General features: G+C 70.6%; 16 protein-coding genes and 1 pseudogene. 5 read left to right on the top strand and 12 right to left on the bottom strand.

Annotated elements, in window-relative coordinates:
* Nucleotides 1-8: 8 nt before the first annotated feature.
* From rbsD to QQM39_RS29450, 5 genes are all read right to left on the bottom strand, one after another.
* Nucleotides 9-398 carry a D-ribose pyranase gene (gene rbsD, locus QQM39_RS29430; RefSeq protein ID WP_302000575.1) on the bottom strand — a complete coding sequence of 130 codons (390 nt, stop codon included), beginning with the start codon at nt 396-398 and terminating at the stop codon, nt 9-11.
* Nucleotides 395-1,384 carry a ribokinase gene (locus tag QQM39_RS29435; RefSeq protein ID WP_302000576.1) on the bottom strand — a complete coding sequence of 330 codons (990 nt, stop codon included), beginning with the start codon at nt 1,382-1,384 and terminating at the stop codon, nt 395-397. The genes rbsD and QQM39_RS29435 overlap by 4 nt, the downstream gene beginning before the upstream one ends.
* A gap of 98 nt (nt 1,385-1,482) precedes the next feature.
* The gene (locus QQM39_RS29440; protein WP_302000577.1) at nt 1,483-3,429 is read right to left on the bottom strand and encodes a substrate-binding domain-containing protein; all 1,947 of its coding nucleotides are present in this window, start codon (nt 3,427-3,429) and stop codon (nt 1,483-1,485) included.
* The gene (locus tag QQM39_RS29445) at nt 3,419-4,972 is read right to left on the bottom strand and encodes a sugar ABC transporter ATP-binding protein (RefSeq protein ID WP_302000578.1); all 1,554 of its coding nucleotides are present in this window, start codon (nt 4,970-4,972) and stop codon (nt 3,419-3,421) included. Before QQM39_RS29445 ends, QQM39_RS29440 begins: the two co-directional genes overlap by 11 nt.
* A complete protein-coding gene (locus QQM39_RS29450) occupies nt 4,969-6,006 on the bottom strand; it encodes a LacI family DNA-binding transcriptional regulator (protein WP_302000579.1) in 1,038 nt (345 codons plus the stop codon). Before QQM39_RS29450 ends, QQM39_RS29445 begins: the two co-directional genes overlap by 4 nt.
* 240 nt (nt 6,007-6,246) lie before the next feature.
* On the opposite strand from QQM39_RS29450, the gene QQM39_RS29455 reads away from it, so the two are divergent.
* Nucleotides 6,247-6,612 (top strand): hypothetical protein, encoded by a 366-nt coding sequence (locus QQM39_RS29455; protein WP_302000580.1) that lies wholly within the window; start codon nt 6,247-6,249, stop codon nt 6,610-6,612.
* Here the strand turns inward: QQM39_RS29455 and QQM39_RS29460 are convergent.
* A complete protein-coding gene (locus tag QQM39_RS29460; RefSeq protein WP_302000581.1) occupies nt 6,593-7,015 on the bottom strand; it encodes a hypothetical protein in 423 nt (140 codons plus the stop codon). The genes QQM39_RS29455 and QQM39_RS29460 overlap by 20 nt on opposite strands.
* Before the next feature lie 70 nt (nt 7,016-7,085).
* On the opposite strand from QQM39_RS29460, the gene QQM39_RS29465 reads away from it, so the two are divergent.
* Together QQM39_RS29465 and QQM39_RS29470 are read left to right on the top strand one after the other, a co-directional pair.
* Nucleotides 7,086-9,344 carry an ATP-dependent RecD-like DNA helicase gene (locus QQM39_RS29465; RefSeq protein WP_302000582.1) on the top strand — a complete coding sequence of 753 codons (2,259 nt, stop codon included), beginning with the start codon at nt 7,086-7,088 and terminating at the stop codon, nt 9,342-9,344.
* Nucleotides 9,345-9,606: 262 nt separating this feature from the next.
* Nucleotides 9,607-10,896, top strand: a complete 1,290-nt coding sequence (locus QQM39_RS29470; RefSeq protein WP_302000583.1) for a citrate synthase — start codon at nt 9,607-9,609, stop codon at nt 10,894-10,896.
* 683 nt (nt 10,897-11,579) lie between these two features.
* Here QQM39_RS29470 and QQM39_RS29475 read toward each other — a convergent pair.
* From QQM39_RS29475 to QQM39_RS29490, 4 genes and pseudogenes are all read right to left on the bottom strand, one after another.
* A pseudogene (locus QQM39_RS29475) lies at nt 11,580-12,203 on the bottom strand (HAD-IC family P-type ATPase); the annotation flags it as partial.
* Nucleotides 12,101-12,583, bottom strand: coding sequence for a cation transporter (locus QQM39_RS29480; RefSeq protein ID WP_367669218.1), 483 nt, complete (start codon nt 12,581-12,583; stop codon nt 12,101-12,103). The gene QQM39_RS29480 and the pseudogene QQM39_RS29475, both read right to left, overlap by 103 nt.
* A gap of 8 nt (nt 12,584-12,591) precedes the next feature.
* Complete coding sequence (locus QQM39_RS29485; RefSeq protein ID WP_302000584.1) at nt 12,592-12,834, bottom strand: heavy-metal-associated domain-containing protein; 243 nt, start codon at nt 12,832-12,834, stop codon at nt 12,592-12,594.
* Nucleotides 12,835-13,056: 222 nt separating this feature from the next.
* Nucleotides 13,057-13,740 (bottom strand): TetR/AcrR family transcriptional regulator, encoded by a 684-nt coding sequence (locus QQM39_RS29490; RefSeq protein ID WP_302000585.1) that lies wholly within the window; start codon nt 13,738-13,740, stop codon nt 13,057-13,059.
* Nucleotides 13,741-13,901: 161 nt separating this feature from the next.
* Here QQM39_RS29490 and QQM39_RS29495 point away from each other — a divergent pair, with 161 nt between their 5' ends.
* Entirely contained in the window at nt 13,902-16,208 is a 2,307-nt protein-coding gene (locus tag QQM39_RS29495) for an MMPL family transporter (protein WP_302000586.1), read from the top strand.
* Between the two features lie 248 nt (nt 16,209-16,456).
* Nucleotides 16,457-17,500 carry a zinc-dependent alcohol dehydrogenase family protein gene (locus QQM39_RS29500; RefSeq protein WP_302000587.1) on the top strand — a complete coding sequence of 348 codons (1,044 nt, stop codon included), beginning with the start codon at nt 16,457-16,459 and terminating at the stop codon, nt 17,498-17,500.
* 7 nt (nt 17,501-17,507) lie between these two features.
* On the opposite strand, the gene QQM39_RS29505 is transcribed toward QQM39_RS29500, so the two are convergent.
* Both QQM39_RS29505 and QQM39_RS29510 read right to left on the bottom strand, forming a co-directional pair.
* On the bottom strand, nt 17,508-18,065 hold the full coding sequence (locus QQM39_RS29505) for a GNAT family N-acetyltransferase (RefSeq protein ID WP_302000588.1): 558 nt from the start codon (nt 18,063-18,065) through the stop codon (nt 17,508-17,510).
* 53 nt (nt 18,066-18,118) lie between these two features.
* The gene (locus tag QQM39_RS29510) at nt 18,119-18,319 is read right to left on the bottom strand and encodes an AlpA family transcriptional regulator (RefSeq protein WP_302000589.1); all 201 of its coding nucleotides are present in this window, start codon (nt 18,317-18,319) and stop codon (nt 18,119-18,121) included.
* Nucleotides 18,320-18,475 lie beyond the last annotated feature (156 nt).

An 18,475-nucleotide genomic window follows, 5' to 3' on the forward strand; every position in this document is an offset into this window, starting at 1 on the left:
CCGGCCCCTCAGAAGAAGACCCCGCAGCGCAGCAGCACATTCGCGTACGGCCGTGCCTCCCCGGTCCGTACGACCAGCCGCGCCCCGGCCGACAGCTCCTTGAGCCGCTCGTGCGTGACCAGCTCCAGCTCGGGAAACTCGCCCGCCAGCAGCGCGGCCGCCGCCGGATTGGCCTCGCGCACCTCCCGCGCCGCCGTCGCGCCCTCCACCGCCAGCTCGGCCAGCAGACCGTCCAGCACCTCGGCGAACGACGGCACCCCGGCCCGGAACGCCAGGTCGACCACTCGCGGACCGTCGGGTATCGGCATGCCGGCGTCGCACACCAGCACCCCGTCGCCGTGGCCCAGCTCGGCCAGGGCGCCGGAGAGGTGACGGTTCAGGATTCCGGCCTTCTTCACAGCGCCTCACCTTGCCCCGACGCGCCGGGTGCGCCGGCCGACCCTCTGCCGGGGGTCCGGGGGGCGTCCCCCGGATTGGCACAGCACAGCGCCTCGACCTCCGCCGCCGCCGGGAACGACTCCTGCGCGCCCTCCTTCGTGACCGCCGCCGCCCCGACCCGGGCCGCGTACGCCGCCGCCTCCGCCAGGGACGAGCCCGTCCCGAGCTTCCAGGCCAGCGCGGCCGTGAACGCGTCGCCCGCGCCTGTCGTGTCCACCGCGTCCACCCTCACGGAGGCAACCCGCGTCACACCGTCCGCGGAGGCCACCAGCGCACCCTCCGCGCCCAGGGTCACGACCACCGAGCGAGGGCCCTTGGCGAGCAGGATCCGCGCCCAGTCCTCGGGGGTGTCGCCGACCGCGGAGTCGCCGAGGATCACCTTCGCCTCGTGCTCGTTCACGATCAGCGGGTCGCAGGCCGCCAGCACCTCGGCCGGCAGCGGGCGGGGCGGAGAGGGGTTGAGGACGAAGCGGCTGTCGTCCGCCAGGCTGCGTACGGCCTCGACGACCGTCTCCAGCGGGATCTCCAGCTGGGCCGACACCACCCGCGACGCCTGGAAGAGGCTCGCGGCGGCCCGTACGTCCTGCGGCGTGAGCCGTGCATTGGCGCCGGGCGAGACCACGATGCTGTTGTCCCCGGACGGGTCCACCGTGATCAGCGCGACCCCGGTCGGCGGGCCGCCGACCAGGACGCCCACCGTGTCGACGCCGGCCGCCCGCTGCGAGTCGAGCAGCAGCCGGCCGTACGCGTCGTCGCCGACGCGGGCCAGGAGGGCCGTACGGGCACCGAGCCGGGCGGCCGCGACCGCCTGGTTCGCGCCCTTGCCGCCCGGGTGGACGGCCAGATCGGAGCCGAGCACGGTCTCGCCGGCCCCCGGCCGACGCTCGACGCCGATCACCAGGTCGGCGTTGGCCGACCCCACGACCAGAAGGTCGTAGTCGTACATGAGATTGCTCCCCTAGTAGCGGTCCCCGTAAGTGACTTCAGGCGGGCGGTGCCGGAAGGAAACGATCGTCCTCCGCAAGCACCGCCCGCCCGTTCGTCTCAGCCCGTGAAGCCGGCCACGTTCTCCTTCGTGACCACCTTCACCGGCACCATCACCGACTTCTCGACCTTGTCGCCCGCGGCGGCCTTCACCGCGTTCTGGACGGCGATCCTGCCGAGCTCCGTCGGCTGCTGCGCCACCGACGCGTAGAGCGTGCCCGCCTCGACGGCCTTGAGACCGTCCGCGGTTCCGTCGAAGCCGATGACCTGGACGGACTTGCCGGCCTTGGAGCCGAGCGCCTTGATCGCGCCGAGCGCCATCTCGTCGTTCTCCGCGAAGACGCCGTCGATGTCGGGGTTGGCCTGGAGCAGGTTCGTCATGACGTCCAGGCCCTTGGTGCGGTCCCAGTCGGCGGGCTGCTTGGCGACGACCTCGATGTCCGGGTAGGCCTTCAGGCCCTCGGCGAAGCCGGAGCCGCGCTCACGGCTGGCGGAGGTGCCCGCCTGGCCCTGCAGGATCACGATCTTGCCCTTGCCGCCCAGCTTCTCGGCGAGCGACTTGGCGGCGAGCTTGCCGCCGGTGACGTTGTCGGAGGCGACGAGCGCGGCGGTGGCGGCGTTGTTGACCGAGCGGTCGACGGCGACGAGCGGGATGTCCGACTTGTTGACGGCCTTCGCCGCCGGGGTCACCGCGTCGGAGTCCACCGGGTTGACGATGATCGTGCCGAGGCCCTCACTGGTGAAGTTCTGCAGCTGGTTGGCCTGCTGCGAGGCGTCGTTCTGCGCGTCGGTGACGGTCAGGTCCACGCCCAGCTTCTTCGCCTCGGCCTGCGCACCCGCCCGGATCTGCACGAAGAACGGGTTGTTGAGGGTCGACAGCGACAGCCCGATCTTCTGGCTCTTCGCCTCCGACGTGCCGCTGTGCAGGAAGGAGGTGGCGCCGACGATCGCCGCCGCGACGACGGCCGCGAGCAGATAGGTTGCCGCCTGCTTGCCCTTGTTGCCCCCGGTACCGGCCGCCACGGGAGTCGCCCCCGCCTTGCGCCGCACCGTGTCCAGCAGCACCGCCAGCGCGATCACGACACCGATGACGACCTGCTGCCAGAACGCGGACACCGAGAGGAGGTTGAGGCCGTTGCGCAGCACCGCCAGGATCAGCGCGCCGATCAGCGTCCCGGACGCCTTGCCCGTGCCGCCGGCCAGCGAGGCGCCGCCGATGACGACCGCCGCGATGGCGTCGAGCTCGTAGCCCTGCGCGGCCTGCGGCTGCGCGGAGGAGAGGCGGGCGGCGAGCACGACGCCCGCGGCGGCGGCGAACAGCCCGGAGAAGGCGTAGATCGCGAGCTTCTGCTTCTTCACCCGCAGACCGGAGAGCCGGGCCGCCTCCTCGTTGCCGCCGATCGCGTACATCGAGCGGCCGATGTACGTCCGCCCCAGCACGAACGCCGTGATCAGACCCATGCCGACCATCACGAGCACCGGCACCGGCAGCCAGCCGCCGAGCGTGTCGCCGAGGTGCGAGACCGAGTCGGGGAAGGCGATGGGGGAGCCCTGCGAGATCACCAGGGACAGGCCACGGGCCACCGACAGCATGGCGAGCGTCGCGATGAACGGCGGGAGTTTGCCGTACGAGATCAGGATGCCGTTGACCAGGCCGCACGCTATGCCGGTCGCGATCGCGAGGACGACCGCCAGGACGACCGGCATGCCCTGCGAAGTCGCGCTCCAGGCGAGGACGGTGGCCGACAGGGCGGCGACCGAGCCGACGGACAGGTCGATGCCCGCCGAGACGATCACGAAGGTCACGCCGAAGGCGAGGATGGCGGTCACGGCCGCCTGGACGCCGACGTTGAGGAGGTTGTCCGTCGTCATGAAGTCGCCGGACAGCGCCGACATGGCGATGACGAGGACGATCAGCGCGGTCAGCGCGCCGTTGTCGAGGAGGAGGCGGCGAAGCCCCGAGGCGCCACTCGCGCCCGTCGTGCTCTTGAGCGTGTCAGTGGCCACGGGAGGCCTCCGTTCCGGTCTTCTCGGAGTTCTTCTCAGAGTTCTTCTCAGTGGTGGGGTTGCTGACGGCGAGCGCCATCACGGCGTCCTGGGTGGCCTCGGCTGCCGGGAGTTCGCCCGCGATCCGGCCCTGGGCCATCACCAGGACCCGGTCGCTCATGCCGAGGACCTCCGGCAGATCACTGGAGATCATCAGGACGGCGGCGCCCTGAGCGGTGAGTTCGTTGATGAGCTGGTAGATCTCGACCTTGGCGCCGACGTCGATGCCGCGCGTCGGCTCGTCGAGGATCAGCACCTTGGTGTCGGCGAGCAGCCACTTGCCGATGACGACCTTCTGCTGGTTGCCGCCGGAGAGCGTGCGCACGTGCTGACCGAGGCCCGCCATCCGCACGCCGAGCTGCCCCGCGATCCGCGCCGCCGCCTCGCGCTGGCCCTTGAGGTCGACGAGCCCCGCGCGCGTGGCCGAACGCAGCGTCACCAGGCCGAGGTTCTCCTCGACCGACGCGTCCAGCACCAGGCCCTGGCCCTTGCGGTCCTCCGGGATCAGCCCGATGCCCGCGGTCATCGCCGCGTTGACGTCGTACTTGGGGAGGGAGGAACCGCCGACCTTCACGGCCCCCTTGTCGTACGGGTCCGCCCCGAACACGGCCCGCACGACCTCGGTACGGCCGGCGCCGACGAGCCCAGCGATACCGACCACCTCACCGGCGTGCACCTCGAAGCTGACGTCGTGGAAGACGCCGTCCCGGGTCAGCCCCTCGACCGACAGCAACGCGGCACCGCGGTCGGCCCGTTCACGCGGGTACTGCTGCTCGATGGAGCGCCCCACCATGAGCCGTACGAGCTCGTCCTCCGGCGTGGCGGCCGGGACCTGCCCGACGCTCCTGCCGTCCCGGATGACCGTCACCCGGTCGCCCAGCGCGGCGATCTCCTCCAGGTGGTGCGTGATGAAGACGATCCCGACGCCGTCCTCGCGCAGCTTGCGCACGATTCCGAAGAGCTTCTCGACCTCCTCGGAGGTGAGCACGGCGGTGGGCTCGTCCATGATCAGCACACGCGCGTTCAGGCTGAGCGCCTTCGCGATCTCGACCATCTGGAGGCGGGCGATGCCGAGTTCGCGGACACGCGCGCGTGGCGACACGTTCACGCCCACGCGCGCGAGGAGGACCTCGGCGTCGGCCTCCATCCGCTTCCGGTCGATCATCCCGAAACGGCGCGGCTGGCGCCCCAGGAAGATGTTCTCGGCGACCGTCAGATCGGGAACGAGGTTGAACTCCTGGTAGATGGTGGCGATCCCGAGGCGCTCGGAGTCCTGCGCACCATGGATGCGTGTCTCCTCGCCGCGGACCAGGATCCGCCCGGCGTCGGGCGTGTAGGCGCCGGAGAGCATCTTGATGAGGGTGCTCTTGCCCGCGCCGTTCTCGCCGAGCAGCACATGCACCTCGCCCCGGCGCAGATCGAAGTCGACGCCGTCCAGCGCGACCACGCCCGGGAAGGTCTTGCGTATGCCCTCGATGCGCAGCAACTCGTCCGCGTTGCTCACGACTGGCTCCTGTTCGTTACGGGGGACGGCTCCGACGAAGCCGGTGGTTCGCCGCAGGAGCGGCGTACGACGAGACGGGTGGGGAGGGTGACCGACTCGCCGGGCCGGCCCTCGATGCGGTCGACCAGGGCCCGTACGGCGGCCCGGCCCAGCTCGTCCGTCGGCTGGGCGATCGCGGTGATCGGCGGATCGGTGTGCACGAACCACCGGATGTCGTCGAACGCCGCCAGCGCGAGGTCGTCCGGCACGCGCAGCCCACGCGCGCGTACGGCGTCCAGCGCGCCGAGCGCCATCAGGTTGTCGGCCGCGAAGACGACCTCGGGCGGCTCGGGCAGGTCGAGGAAGCCCTCGGTGACCCGGCGCCCGCTCTCGGCCTGGAAGTCGCCCTGCCCTATGTAGGCGTCGGGGAGTTCGAGTCCGTAGGTGCCGAGCGCCTCCCGGAAGGCCTCGACACGCTCCCGCCCGGTGGTGGTGGCCGCGGGGCCCGCGATGATGGCGAGCCTGCGATGCCCCAGCCCGTGCAGATGCGCGACGAGATCCCGTACGGCCGCCCGCCCGTCCGATCGCACCACCGGCACGTCCACGCCCGGGATCCACCGGTCCACGAAGACCATCGGCGTCCCCGCGCGCGCGGCGTCCAGCATCAGCGGCGAGCCGCCGTCGGTGGGGGAGACCAGCAGGCCGTCGATACGGCGGTCCAGCAGGTTCCGTACGTGGTGGTCCTGGAGATCGGGCCGCTCGTCGGCGTTGCCGATGATGACGCTGTAGCCGAGCGCACGGGCCTCCTCCTCGACGGAGCGGGCCAGCTCGGTGAAGTAGGGGTTCAACACGTCGCTGATGACCAGGCCGAGGGTGTGGGTCTGGTCGGTGCGCAGGGAGCGGGCGACGGCGTTCGGGCGGTAGCCCAGGGTCTCGACGGCGGCCAGCACGCGCGTGCGTGCCTCGGCGCTGACCGACGGATGGTCGTTCAGGACGCGCGAGACCGTGGCGACGGAGACGCCCGCCTCGGCAGCGACGTCCTTGATGCTCGCCATCGCCGCTCCACCTCCTTGTGGATCGTTCGATCGTTCGTGGAAACCGATGGTCGATGGGCCTCGTGGAATCGATTACATCGACGTGTACGGAGGATTGGAATCGATTACACCGGGGTTAATCAAGCCCTCAACCACATCCCGAGACCGGATCGTGATGTCGCGGCGCACTCCGTGCCGGTCCAGGCTGGACGTGCGGGGATCGTTTCCTCAGGGCCCCGTGCGGGCCGGAGCGGAGGAGTCATGACGGCAGCGACGCGCGACGACGTACCCGTCGCCCTCGCCGGTGACGGCGTGGAGGTGCGCACCAAGCCCATGGGCGGCGGCATGTCCGTCGGCTACATCCGCCTGCCCGAGGGCACGGACATGGGCCCCGCCCTCAAGGGCCTCGACGGCGACGCCTGCCAGTGCCCGCACTGGGGCCTGCTGTTGAAGGGCCGGCTGCGGGTGCTGACGGCCGAGGGCGAGGAGTACTACGAGGCGGGACAGACGTACTACTGGGCGCCCGGCCATGTCCCCGTGGCCCTGGAGGACACCGAGTTCGTGGAGTTCTCGCCGACCGAGGACTTCCAGCAGGTGATCGACCACATCACGGCGCAGGCGGGGTGACGGCCGGCGGGTGGCCCCGTCCGCCCTGGTCCCCCTCCACGCGCGCCAGTTCGGCGTCGTACCGGCGGGCTTCGAAGCGAAACTCCGGTGGAGCGGCCGCCAGGTGCGGAACCTGCCAGTCCGTCCACTGCACGGTGTCCCCGACGCGCTGTACGACCACGGACAGGAAGCCGCAGCAGCCGCCTGTGCACTCGGGTTCCCCCAGCTCCACACGGCCGCCCTCGCCGGTTCCCCGCAGCGGGCTGGGGCCGCCGGCGGACAACAGTACGTCCGCCACGAGCGGCCCGCGGCCCCCCACGCCGGTCGCGCCCGCCACCACTTCCTCGCCGTTGACCCGGAACCGAAGCTGGGCACCCCACCGGGGCCCCGGTGGCAACACCCTGATCTCCAGCCGATCGAACACCGGGCCACCCTACGACCGCCGGCGGCACGGGCCGCGGGGTCCTGTCGGTGCCGGGCGGTACCGTCGGATCATGTCCAATCAGGCGGGGGCTTCCACGGGCGAACGGCGGCTTGCGGTACTCGAAGGCGTCCTGGAGCGGATCACGTACGCCAACGAGGAGAACGGCTACACGGTCGCCCGCGTCGACACGGGGCGCGGCGGCGGCGACCTCCTCACGGTCGTCGGCGCGCTGCTCGGCGCCCAGGTCGGCGAGTCGCTGCGGATGGAGGGCCGTTGGGGCTCCCACCCGCAGTACGGCAAGCAGTTCACCGTGGAGAACTACACGACCGTCCTCCCGGCCACCGTCCAGGGCATTCGCCGCTACCTCGGCTCCGGGCTGGTCAAGGGCATCGGGCCGGTCTTCGCCGACCGCATCACCCAGCACTTCGGCCTGGACACCCTGAAGATCATCGAGGAGGAGCCCCAGCGGCTCGTCGAGGTCCCCGGCCTCGGCCCCAAGCGGACGAAGAAGATCGCCGACGCCTGGGAGGAGCAGAAGGCGATCAAGGAGGTCATGCTCTTCCTCCAGACGGTCGAGGTCTCGACGTCGATCGCGGTGCGCATCTACAAGAAGTACGGCGACGCCTCGATCTCCGTCGTGAAGAACCAGCCGTACCGGTTGGCGGCCGACGTCTGGGGCATCGGCTTCCTCACCGCCGACAAGATCGCCCAGTCCGTCGGCATCCCGCACGACAGTCCGGAGCGCGTGAAGGCGGGCCTGCAGTACGCGCTGTCGCAGGCCACCGACCAGGGCAACTGCTACCTCCCCGAGGAGCGGTTGATCGCGGACGCGGTGAAGCTGCTCCAGGTCGACACCGGGCTCGTCATCGAGTGCCTGGCGGAGCTGGCCCAGGTGCCGGAGGAGGGCGGCGACCCCGGTGTCGTACGGGAGAAGGTCCCCGGTCCCGACGGCGGCTCGGGCGAGCCCGTCACCGCCGTCTACCTCGTCCCCTTCCACCGGGCCGAACTCTCCCTCTCCGCCCAGCTGTTGCGCCTGCTGCGCACCGACGGGGACCGGATGCCGGGCTTCCGTGACGTGGCCTGGGACAAGGCGCTGGGCTGGCTGAAGGGCCGTACCGGCGTCGACCTCGCCCCCGAGCAGGAGCAGGCCGTCCGCCTCGCGCTCACCGAGAAGGTCGCCGTCCTCACCGGAGGGCCCGGCTGCGGAAAGTCGTTCACGGTCCGGTCGATCGTGGAGCTGGCCCGCGCCAAGAAGGCCAGGGTCGTGCTGGCCGCCCCCACCGGCCGCGCCGCCAAGCGCCTCGCCGAGCTCACCGGCGCCGAGGCCTCCACCGTCCACCGCCTCCTGGAGCTCAAGCCCGGCGGCGACGCGGCGTACGACAAGGACCGTCCGCTCCAGGCCGACCTGGTGGTGGTCGACGAGGCGTCCATGCTGGACCTGTTGCTCGCCAACAAGCTGGTCAAAGCCGTACCGCCCGGTGCCCATCTGCTCTTCGTGGGGGACGTGGACCAGTTGCCGAGCGTCGGCGCGGGGGAGGTGCTGAGGGACCTCCTGGCGGACGGCAGCCCGATCCCGGCCGTGCGGCTGACCCGGGTCTTCCGCCAGGCCCAGCAATCCGGCGTGGTGACCAACGCGCACCGGATCAACGCCGGGCAGCACCCGGTCACGGACGGCATGAAGGACTTCTTCCTCTTCGTCGAGGACGACACGGAGGCGGCCGGACGGCTCACGGTGGACGTGGCGGCCCGTCGCATTCCGGCCAAGTTCGGCCTCGACCCGCGCCGGGACGTCCAGGTCCTGGCTCCCATGCACCGCGGGCCCGCCGGCGCGGGCACCCTGAACGGCCTGCTCCAGCAGGCCGTCACCCCCGGGCGCCCCGATCTGCCGGAGAAGCGGTTGGGCGGGCGGGTCTTCCGCGTCGGCGACAAGGTCACCCAGGTTCGCAACAATTACGAGAAGGGGAAGAACGGGGTCTTCAACGGCACCGTGGGCGTGGTCACCTCGCTCGACCCGGTCGACCAGCGCCTGACGGTGCTGACGGACGAGGACGAGGAGGTTCCGTACGAATTCGATGAACTGGACGAACTGGTGCACGCGTACGCGGTGACGATCCACCGTTCACAGGGAAGTGAATATCCCGCCGTGGTGATCCCCGTCACCACCGGAGCATGGATGATGCTCCAGCGGAACCTGCTGTACACGGCGGTGACCCGCGCCAAGCAACTGGTCGTCCTCGTGGGTTCACGCAAGGCGATCGGCCAGGCGGTGCGCACGGTGTCGGCGGGGCGGCGCTGCACGGCGCTCGACTTCCGCCTCGCGGGCTCCTGACCCTGTCCGGCCCGTCGGCGGGCCCCCTTCTGACCTGGCGGTTCGTGAGGCATCGAAAAAAATGATCGATCAAACGAGTCGTGAAGGTCACAGAGCACTTCCGGATGGGGAAAACAGGGGGCAGGATGACAAGTTGGCGGCACTCAGTGCCGCCAATAGGCCCAATGGTCGACCCCGAGTGCACTCTCCTGAGCCGAATGGGGGAGGGTAGAGACAGTCAGGGCAACCTCGAAGATGAGGCACAACGTCGGTGAGGGAAGACGTGAGCGACAACTCTGTAGTACTGCGGTACGGCGACGGCGAGTACACCTACCCGGTGATTGACAGCACCGTCGGCGACAAGGGCTTCGACATCGGCAAGCTGCGCGCCCAGACCGGTCTGGTGACGCTGGACAGCGGCTACGGCAACACCGCCGCCTATAAATCCGCCGTCACCTACCTCGACGGCGAGGCGGGCATCCTCCGCTACCGCGGCTACCCGATCGAGCAGCTGGCCGAGCGCTCCACCTTCCTGGAGGTGGCCTACCTGCTGATCAACGGTGAGCTGCCCACCGTCGACGAGCTCTCGACCTTCAAGAACGACATCACGCAGCACACCCTGCTGCACGAGGACGTCAAGAACTTCTACAAGGGCTTCCCGCGCGACGCCCACCCGATGGCCATGCTGTCGTCGGTCGTCTCCGCGCTGTCCACGTTCTACCAGGACAGCCACAACCCGTTCGACGAGACGCAGCGCAACCTCTCGACGATCCGGCTGCTCGCCAAGCTTCCGACGATCGCCGCGTACGCGTACAAGAAGTCGATCGGCCACCCGTTCGTCTACCCGCGCAACGACCTCGGTTACGTCGAGAACTTCCTGCGCATGACGTTCTCGGTGCCGGCGCAGGAGTACGACCTCGACCCGATCGTCGTCTCCGCCCTGGACAAGCTGCTGATTCTGCACGCGGACCACGAGCAGAACTGTTCGACGTCCACGGTCCGCCTGGTCGGCTCGTCCCAGGCCAACATGTTCGCGTCGATCTCGGCCGGCATCAACGCGCTGTGGGGCCCGCTGCACGGCGGCGCCAACCAGTCCGTGCTGGAGATGCTCGAGGGCATCCGCGACGCGGGCGGCGACGTCGACTCCTTCATCCGCAAGGTGAAGAACAAGGAGGACGGCGTCCGCCTGATGGGCTTCGGCCACCGGGTCTACAAGAACTTCGACCCGCGCGCCAAGATCATCAAGGCCGCCGCGCACGACGTCCTCTCGGCCCTCGGCAAGTCCGACGAGCTGCTGGACATCGCCCTGAAGCTGGAGGAGCACGCGCTCTCCGACGACTACTTCGTCTCGCGCAGCCTCTACCCGAACGTCGACTTCTACACCGGCCTGATCTACCGGGCCATGGGCTTCCCGACCGAGATGTTCACGGTCCTGTTCGCCCTCGGCCGCCTCCCGGGCTGGATCGCCCAGTGGCACGAGATGATCAAGGAGCCGGGCTCCCGCATCGGCCGCCCGCGCCAGATCTACACGGGCGTCGTGGAGCGCGACTTCGTGCCGGTCGAGGAGCGCTGACACCTGCCGGTGAGGGGCGCCGGGTCACTGGCGCCCCGTGGGCGGGATCGTCCCCGCGTTTTGGGCCCCCGCTTCTCGGGTTTCGCGTAGAGAGCCCCGCGCACGGCTTCGGCCGGGTGTGGGGCTCTTGTGCATGTGCGGCCGGCGGATATGCGCGGATAGCAGAAGGCGCCCTGGCGGCGGTCCCCCCACGGGCCGACGTCCAGGGCGCCTTCCCATGTCCCGGTGCGGATTCCCCCCACGGGATCCGGCCGGGCGTCTGAGAGACCAACGCCTGAATCGCTGTCTTTCGGTACTGCCGTTGAGCAGAACGAGCAAAACTCGTCGTACTCATGGGTGTGCGGTCTGCCGGGACAGCGCACACTCGGGAGGGCCGCTCAAAGCTTCCCGAAGTGCGTGCCCCGGCAACGCAACTCTGAGGAAGTCCCCCAAGACATCCCCAGATGCCAGGAAGTGCCCCCCAAGACGCCGCCTGACATCGTCAACTTAGACCTTCGAACCCCTTCGATGGTTACCTTCACATCACTGTGATCTGCGTCTCTTGCATATGTCCGTTAGATGCGCAAGAGCCCCGATACGGCGATCGGGACCCAAGCGTAAGGATGATGCGTGAGCCTTGTGAAGAGCTTATGTGAGCTGGGCGTCGGACTCCAGAGGGGCCCAGTGGGGTTCTTACTACGAATTCACCGGAACGTCCTCAGCCGCAAGCTGTTCGTCACCACGAACACCGACGAGAAGGCCATCGCGGCCCCCGCGATCATCGGGTTCGGCAACCCCGCCGCGGCCAGCGGCAACGCGGCGACGTTGTACCCGAAGGCCCACACGAGGTTGCCCTTGATCGTGGCCAGCGTCTTCCGGGACAGCCGGATCGCGTCCGCCGCCACCCGCAGATCCCCGCGCACCAGCGTCAGATCGCCCGCCTCGATCGCCGCGTCAGTCCCGGTCCCCATGGCGAGACCCAGATCGGCGGTGGCGAGCGCGGCCGCGTCGTTGACGCCGTCGCCGACCATGGCGACGCACCGCCCCTCGCGCCGCAGTCGCCGTACCGCTTCGACCTTGTCCTCGGGCAGGGCCTCAGCGATCACCTGACCGATACCGACCGCGTCCGCCAGCGCTTCGGCGACCGCCCGGTTGTCCCCGCTCAGCAGCACCGGAGCGAGCCCCAGCGCGCGCAACTCGCGCACCGCCTCGGCGCTGGTCTCCTTCACCGCGTCCGCGACGGCGACGACACCGCGTGCCGCTCCGTCCCACCCGACCACGACGGCCGTACGACCGTCCCTCTCGGCCTCCTCCTTGGCGCGGGCAATGGCGCCGGCGGTAGCCCCACCGGTTCGGGGTCTTCCGGCAGTTCGGGTTCTTCCGGCGCCGCTTGCGGCGCGGGTTCCGGCGGCGCCGGCTCCGCGGCCGTGTAGCCCGTCTTCACCACGGTGGCGATCAGGTCGGCGACCCGGATGCCCGCGGGGTAGCTGACCTTCGCCTTCTCCGTCGCGTAGTTCACCGTGGCGGTCACGCCGTCCATGCGGTTGAGCTTCTTCTCGACGCGGGCCGCGCAGGAGGCGCAGGTCATCCCGCCGATGAGCAGCTCCACTTGGGAGGTGCCGGTCGTGCCGGTTGCGCCGGTCGCGCCGGTCGTGTCGGCCGTCTCGGCCGTCTCGGCTATCGGCGGTTCTTCGGTGGTGCGGGTCATGGCCAGGCTCAGACCGTGCCGACCAGTTCGAAGCCGGCCTCGTCGACGGCCGCGCGCACGGCTTCCTCGTCCAGCGGGGCCGCGGAGACGACGGTGACCTCACCCGTCGCCGCTACGGCCTTCACCGAGCTCACACCGGGGAGCTCGGAGATCTCGCCGGAGACGGCACCCTCGCAGTGACCGCAGCTCATGCCGCTCACCTTGTAGACGGCGGTGGCGGAACCCGGGGTGGTGTCGGTCTGGGCGGTCATGTCGTTCTCCTCGTCGAGGCATGTGGGGTCGAGGCGCGCGGGGCCGCGGCATGTGGGGCCGACGGGACCAGGGGGGTCCCTCTACTACCACGCTATACCCCCACGGGGTATTTCTCCAAGCTTGAGATGCGGGGCTGTGCCCGGCGGTGGAGAGTGGATCGCGGTGGGGTTGCCTCGAACCCGGGAGCTGATTCATGCGCCCCTTGCGGAAGGCGATGTGCGTCAGGTTGCAGTTCGCGTCGTGTCGCCGCGTCCGAGTCGGGTGCCCACCAGTGGGTCGAGGTAACGGAACAGGGCGTTCTTCAGCTCCTGGACGTAGGCCTCGCGCTCGGCGCCCTCATGGGCGAGAACCAGTTCCAGGCCCGCCTTGTACAGGCCCAGGCACATGTGGGCGGTCCGGGTGAGGTCGGCCGGGGTGGCATCGGGCAGGAGTGAGGCGAGCAGGCCCTCGATCCGGGACAGCAGCGTCGCGTGCAGGGCGTCGTGCTCCTCGGTGATGCGGCCGGGGATGTCGGGGCCGTGCATCAGCGCGAAGAACACCGGGTGCTCGCAGTTGAAGGCGATGAACCGGTCCACGGCCGCGCCGACGGCCTCCTCCAGGGGAGTCGTGGGGTCGACCGGGGTGAGTGCCTCGCCGTACGTCTCGCGCATCTCGTGCATGAGCCGGTCGCCCAGCTCGATGGCGATCGCTTCCTTGTTCGGGAAGAACTGGTACAGCGTGCCCGGTGAGACGCCCGCCTCGCGGGCGATGGCGTTGGTGCTGGCGGCCGTGTAGCCGGTGGTGGTGAAGACGGCGGCCGCGGCCTCGAGCAGCTGGGCGATACGGCGCTCGCCGCGGGCCTGTCGGCGGCGCGGCTGGTCCTTCTCCTGCTGGTCCTGGTTGTCCTTCTCCCGGTTGGCGGGCACGCGTTATCCCCAGTTCTCCGAACGCGATTGACAAACACGAGTGGTCGCTCGCATTCTGGAGAAACGCGAGCGATGGCTCGTGTTTGTCAGTCTATGGCAGTGACGGCTTCATGCTGCCCGACCGCGCACAGCATGGATCAGGCTGAAGGGGACACCGCACCATGACCGAAGTCAACAGGCCGCCCCGGGTCGGAGGCTGGACCCGCTTCGTGACGGCCCGCCCCCGGTTGTCGCTGCTCGTGGCCCTGGTGATCACCGCGCTCGCCGTGCTGGCCGGCAGCGGGGTCGCCGACCGCCTGGGCAGTGGCGGCTGGGAAGACCCACAGGCCGAGTCGACCTACGCGACCAAGGCGCTGGAGCGGGAGTTCCCCGCGTCCCAGCCCAACCTCCTGCTCCTCGTGGACGCGGGCAGCGCCTCCGTGGACGATCCCGCGGTCGCCGCCGAGGCCCAGCGGCTCGCGGCGCGGCTGGCCGGAGAGAAGGGCGTCACAGGGGTCGGCTCCTACTGGCAGGCGGACGCCTCGACGGCTCCCGCCCTGCGTGCCGAGGACGGTCATGAGGCGCTGATCGCCGCCCGCATCACCGGCGATGAGAAGCGGGCGGGGGAGACCCTGGACCGCATCGCGCCCGAGTTCCGGGGCGCGCACGGCCCGGTGGAGGTCGGCGTCGGCGGTCCGGTCGCCGTGCGGCACGAGATGCAGACGATCATCCAGGAGGACCTGGTCCGCGCCGAGGTGATCGCCCTGCCGGTCACCCTGGTGCTGCTGGTCATGGTCTTCGGCAGCGCGGTCGCGGCCCTGCTGCCGCTCGGCATCGGCATCGTCGCGATCCTCGGCACGAACGCGGTGCTGCGCGGCCTGACCGAGTTCGCCGACGTGTCCGTCTTCGCGATGAACCTCACCACGGCCCTGGGCCTCGGTCTCGCCGTCGACTACGCCCTGTTCATCGTGCGCCGCTTCCGCGAGGAACTCGCCACCGGCGCCGAACCGTTGACCGCGGTCGGCACGACCCTGCGCACGGCCGGCCGTACGGTCCTGTTCTCGGCCCTCACGGTCGCGGTGTCCCTCGCGGCGATGCTGCTCTTCCCGCAGTACTTCCTGCGGTCCTTCGCCTACGCCGGGATCGCCGTGGTGCTGCTGGCCGCGGCGGCGGCGCTGATCCTGCTCCCGGCGGCACTGATCCTGCTCGGCCACCGGGTCAACTCCCTGGATCTGCGCCGCCTGTTCCGCCGCGGGCGGCCGAAACCGTCCGACGAGGCGTCCGACGAGGCGTTCGACGAGGCGTTCGACGAGGCGTCCGATGAGCCGTCCGATGAGCCGTCCGCTGACGTGTCCGGTACGACGGAGGGCAGGGCCTGGACCCGCACCGCGAGCCTCGTGATGCGCCGCGCCCCCTTCTTCGCCCTGGGCACCACCGCCGTCCTGGTCCTGCTCGGACTGCCCTTCCTGGGCGTGAAGTTCGGTACCGCCGACGACCGCCAGCTGCCGTCGAGCGCCGAGTCCCATGTCGTGCAGCAGCACATCCGCGACGGCTTCCCGGGCAGCCCCGGCGGCGGCCTGGAGGTGCTCGCCGAGGGCCGGGCCACGCCGGCGCAGTACGCCGCGTACAAGGAGCGGATCGCCGCCCTGCCGGAAGTGCTGCGGGTCGACGGGCCACTGGTGCAGGGCGAGTCGGCGTACTTCACGGTGCTGCCGAAAGGCGAGGTGGTGGACGACCCGGCCCAGGGCCTGGTGGATGAACTGCGCGCCGCGCAGGCCCCGTTCGACACCAAGGTGACCGGCGCCGCGGCGGTCCTGGTCGACTCCAAGGACGCGATAGCCGAACGCCTGCCCCTGGCGGCCGCCTTCATAGCGATCGTCACCCTGCTGCTGGTGTTTCTGCTGACGGGCAGCGTGCTGATCCCGATCCAGGCGGTGGTGCTCAACGCGCTCAGCCTGACGGCGATGTTCGGCGCGGTGGTCTGGGTCTTCCAGGACGGCCATCTGTCCGGCCTGCTCGGCTTCACCAGCCCCGGCTCGATCGAGACGACCCTCCCGGTGCTGATGTTCTGTGTCGCCTTCGGCCTGTCCATGGACTACGGCGTCTTCCTGCTGTCCCGCATCAAGGAGGAGTACGACGCGACCGGCGACCACGACCAGGCGGTCCGGTACGGCCTTCAGCGCACGGGCGGGCTGATCACCGCGGCCGCCGTGATCCTCGCGGTGGTGATGGTCGCGATAGGCACCTCCCGGGTGACCAACACCAAGATGCTCGGCCTCGGTATCGCCCTGGCGGTACTGATGGACGCGATGATCGTCCGCAGCCTCCTGGTCCCGGCGGTCATGCGCCTCACGGGCCGGGCGACCTGGTGGGCCCCGGGCCCGCTGCGCCGGTTCCACAGCCGCTTCGGCCTCAGCGAGGGCGAGCCGGCGGCGGCCCCGGCAGCCGAGCCCGCACAGGAGCGGGACAAGGTGAGCGCGCACGGCTGACCTCCCCGGAGGACGGGGGAAGTCAGGCGGGCGGGGCTGTGTCGACTCGCGGCTTCGCCGCGTGGGCGCACCCGGTGGCAGCTCACCCCGGCAGCTCACCCCGGCCGGTCAGCCCTGCCCTGCCGGTCGGCCCGGGCCTGCCGGTCGGCCCGGGCCGGCAGGGCACGCGTGCCGTGCCGCAGGCCGGGCGGAGCGTCTAGCGTTCGCGATGATCTCCGTGCAAGGGGCGCGGTCGAAAGGAGACGGGGATGCGGGCAGTGGTGTTCGAGCGGTTCGGGGAACAGGCCGAGGTGCGTGAGGTGCCCGACCCCCACCCCGCCCCCCACGGAGTGACCGTGCGCGTCGAGGCGACGGGGCTGTGCCGCAGCGACTGGCACGGCTGGCAGGGCCACGACCCGGACATCACGCTGCCGCATGTGCCGGGTCATGAACTCGCCGGTGTCGTCGAGGCGGTGGGCGACCGGGTGACGCGCTGGGCCCCCGGCGACCGGGTCACCGTGCCCTTCGTGTGCGCCTGCGGCAGCTGTGGGGCGTGCGCTGCGGGCGACCAGCAGGTGTGTGAGCGCCAGACCCAGCCCGGCTTCACCCACTGGGGCTCCTTCGCCCAGTACGTGGCGCTGGACCACGCCGACGTCAACCTGGTCGCCGTTCCCGAGGAGATGTCCTTCGCGACCGCCGCCTCGCTCGGCTGCCGGTTCGCCACCGCGTTCCGGGCGGTCGTGCAGCAGGGCCGGGTGGCGGCGGGGGAGTGGGTCGCGGTCCACGGCTGCGGCGGGGTGGGCCTGTCGGCGGTGATGATCGCGGCGGCGTCGGGGGCGAGGGTCGTCGCGGTGGACGTCTCACCACAGGCCCTGGACCTGGCCCGGAAGTTCGGGGCGGCCGAGCGCCTGGACGCGTCGAGCACGCCGGACACGGCGGCGGCGATCCACGCCCTGACCGGCGGCGGCGCCCACCTCTCCCTGGACGCCCTCGGTTCACCCGCCACCTGCGCCGCGTCGGTGGGCGCCCTGCGCCGCCGGGGCCGGCACGTCCAGGTGGGCCTGCTGCCCTCGACGTCCGGCACGACCCCCGTCCCCATGGCCCGCGCGATCGCCCTCGAACTGGAACTCCTGGGCAGCCACGGCATGGCGGCGCACACCTACCCGCCGATGCTGGAGCTGGTACGGGCGGGTGTGCTGCGGCCGGATCTGCTGGTGACGTCGACGATCCCGCTGGAGGCGGTGCCGCAGGCGTTGACGGCGATCGGGACGGCACCGGGGGCGGGGGTGACGGTGATCGAGCCGTGGAGCTGAGGCTCCCTCACCGCCGGGGCAGGGCCGCCCACTCGCGGTCGAGTATGGCCATGACCACCGAGTCGACCCACTCGCCGTCCCTCAACTCGGCTTCCCGCCGAACCCCCTCCACCACGAAACCGACCTTCTCGTACACCCGCAGGGCGCGGTGGTTGTAGCTGTACGCCTCCAACTCGATGCGGTGCAGCCCGAGTTGCTCGAATCCGTGGCCGACGATGAGGCGGGTGGCCTCGGTGCCGAGTCCCCGGTCGCGCCCCCTGGGTCCGATGAGCGTGCGGAACGTACAACCGCGCGTCTGAGGGTCCCACTCGTGCAGGACGACCTCGCCGACGAGTTCGCCGGTGGCGCGGTCGGTGACGGCGAGGTCGAGGCGGTCGGGCTGGTCGGACCGGGAGCCGTACCAGGAACGCACCCGAGCCGGGGTGAGTTCACGGGAGGGCTCGCCGGTGAGGCGGATGACCTCGGGGTCTTCGATGATCTCCCACATGACGTCGGCGTCGGCCTCCGTGAACGGCCGGAGGACGGTCTTGTCGCCGGTGAGCGTGGGTTTGACGGAGAAGTCCATCGGGCGACTGTGCCCCACACGGCCGGTGGGGCACAGCTGGTTTTTCCGGGAGGTCAGTCCGATCTGCGCCCTCGGTTTCCCGGCCGGGACGCCACCCAGGCCCGGACCGTGTCGGCGTACCAGAAGGGCTTGCCGCCCTCCACGTGGTCCGGCGGCGGCAGCAGCCCGTGCTTGCGGTACGACCGCACGGTGTCCGGCTGCACCTTGATGTGCGCCGCGATCTCCTTGTAGGACCAGAGCCTTCGGTCGGTCATCAGTTGCACCTCCCTGCGCGCGCCGCGGCGGCGACCAGGAGCGGTCGTCGGGGGTACCGGGCGCTGCGCTGGCGATCACAAAGCCTGTGTCCCGTGAAACGACGCGGCGTGAGGAGGAGCAAGGGCCTGTGCGCCGGGTGTGACACAAGACCCGCG

The sequence above is a fragment of the Streptomyces sp. DT2A-34 genome (genome assembly GCF_030499515.1).
Lineage (GTDB): Bacteria > Actinomycetota > Actinomycetes > Streptomycetales > Streptomycetaceae > Streptomyces.

What these genes read in the sequence shown, in the direction of transcription:
- QQM39_RS29495 (WP_302000586.1), top strand. Translation starts at nt 13,902, where the DNA reads ATGACCGAAGTCAACAGGCCGCCCCGGGTCGGAGGCTGGACCCGCTTC.
- QQM39_RS29465 (WP_302000582.1), top strand. Translation starts at nt 7,086, where the DNA reads ATGTCCAATCAGGCGGGGGCTTCCACGGGCGAACGGCGGCTTGCGGTA.
- QQM39_RS29500 (WP_302000587.1), top strand. Translation starts at nt 16,457, where the DNA reads ATGCGGGCAGTGGTGTTCGAGCGGTTCGGGGAACAGGCCGAGGTGCGT.
- QQM39_RS29450 (WP_302000579.1), bottom strand. Translation starts at nt 6,006, where the DNA reads ATGGCGAGCATCAAGGACGTCGCTGCCGAGGCGGGCGTCTCCGTCGCC.
- QQM39_RS29505 (WP_302000588.1), bottom strand. Translation starts at nt 18,065, where the DNA reads ATGGACTTCTCCGTCAAACCCACGCTCACCGGCGACAAGACCGTCCTC.
- QQM39_RS29510 (WP_302000589.1), bottom strand. Translation starts at nt 18,319, where the DNA reads ATGACCGACCGAAGGCTCTGGTCCTACAAGGAGATCGCGGCGCACATC.
- QQM39_RS29455 (WP_302000580.1), top strand. Translation starts at nt 6,247, where the DNA reads ATGACGGCAGCGACGCGCGACGACGTACCCGTCGCCCTCGCCGGTGAC.
- QQM39_RS29485 (WP_302000584.1), bottom strand. Translation starts at nt 12,834, where the DNA reads ATGACCGCCCAGACCGACACCACCCCGGGTTCCGCCACCGCCGTCTAC.
- QQM39_RS29480 (WP_367669218.1), bottom strand. Translation starts at nt 12,583, where the DNA reads ATGACCCGCACCACCGAAGAACCGCCGATAGCCGAGACGGCCGAGACG.
- QQM39_RS29435 (WP_302000576.1), bottom strand. Translation starts at nt 1,384, where the DNA reads ATGTACGACTACGACCTTCTGGTCGTGGGGTCGGCCAACGCCGACCTG.